We start from the raw sequence: 1,357 nt of genomic DNA, 5'->3' as shown, positions 1-1,357 counted from the left end.
AGAATTGACAGGGATAAAACGAAGTCCTACCCAAGTGAGGAAATTCTTAAAATCCTTGGGAATGAAATGTTTAAAAATAGGTTCTCTTCCTTCTAAAGCTGACCCAGATGAACAAGAAGACTACAAACAAAAAAAGCTAGAACCGAGACTAAATGAGGCTAAAGAAGGAAAAAGGGCTGTTTTTTTTGTTGATGCCGCTCACTTCGTCATGGGAGCATTTCTCGGTTTTGTTTGGTGTTTTGAGAGACTTTTTGTTAAGTCACCGAGCGGGCGTAAACGCTTCAATGTTTTAGGAGCATTAAATGCAATAACTCATGAAGTGATTCTAGTTACTAATGACACTTATATTACGGCAACTTAAGTCTGTGAACTTCTTGAAAAAATAGCTGCTTTAGGACTAATGATTCCCATCACTCTAGTCTTAGATAATGCCCGCTATCAGAAATGTAAAATTGTTGAAGAATTGGCTCTTTCTTTGTCAATAGAGCTACTCTATCTGCCGTCTTATTCGCCTAATCTAAATTTAATTGAAAGGCTGTGGAAATTTGTCAAAAAGAAATGTTTACATGGTAAATATTATGAAAACTTTTCTGACTTTTCTTCAGCTATTTATGAATGTCTGAATGATGCCCATCTGAAACATAAAAAAGAACTGGATTCCTTGCTGACTCTACGATTTCAGAAGTTTAATAAATATCAGATTATGAACATCTAAAGTATAATTGCCTGTGGTGTCATCTACCTCTTTTTGGGTGATGCACAAGAAGCTCTGATTTTGTTGGGGTTTGTCTTTTTTATTATTGGCATCAATCTTTACCAGGAGCAAAAAACGGAACGTTCTCTAGAAGCACTGCGGGACTTATCCAGTCCGCGGGCCTTGGTGATTCGAGATGGGGAACGGCAGCGGATTGCCGGCCGAGAAGTGGTAGAGGGCGATCTGATCGTGGTGGAGGAGGGCGATCGCGTTCCTGCGGATGCGATTTTGCTGTGGTCCACTCACTTGACGATTGATGAATCGCTGTTAACCGGGGAGTCTGTTCCGGTCAGGAAACGCACCATCCAGCTAGAAGAAGACCCAGAGAAACTTTCAGCCACCTTGAGACCGGGTGGAGACGACTTACCCACTGTCTATTCTGGCACTCTTGCGGTGCAAGGGCAGGGCATTGCCCAGGTGCAAGCAACGGGTATCGGCACTGAAATGGGAAAAATTGGCAAAGCTCTGCAAACGGTCAGCAATTCTCATTTTGAAATAAATAGAGCATTAACCCCGATTTTGGCATGGGCATATAGTACAAAGTAACTATTTTTGAGGAGAGGCGATCACCCAAAAAAACAGTTGGCTGGACAAATTAAGTAT

At 41.6% G+C, this 1,357-nt stretch carries 1 protein-coding gene and 1 pseudogene; both read left to right on the top strand.

Translation table 11 applies throughout. From position 1 onward, the window contains the following. Positions 1-715: pseudogene (locus IQ224_RS23545) on the top strand (IS630 family transposase); the annotation flags it as partial. A gap of 3 nt (positions 716-718) precedes the next feature. After that, positions 719-1,300, top strand: a complete 582-nt coding sequence (locus IQ224_RS23540) for an HAD-IC family P-type ATPase (RefSeq protein ID WP_370583166.1) — start codon at positions 719-721, stop codon at positions 1,298-1,300. The last annotated feature ends 57 nt before the right edge of the window (positions 1,301-1,357 follow it).

This window comes from Microcystis sp. LEGE 00066 (assembly GCF_015207925.1).
In the GTDB taxonomy this organism is placed as follows: Bacteria; Cyanobacteriota; Cyanobacteriia; order Cyanobacteriales; family Microcystaceae; genus Microcystis; species Microcystis ichthyoblabe_A.
Note: the sequence above shows the minus strand (reverse complement) of the source record. Positions and strands in the feature narration are given on the sequence as shown.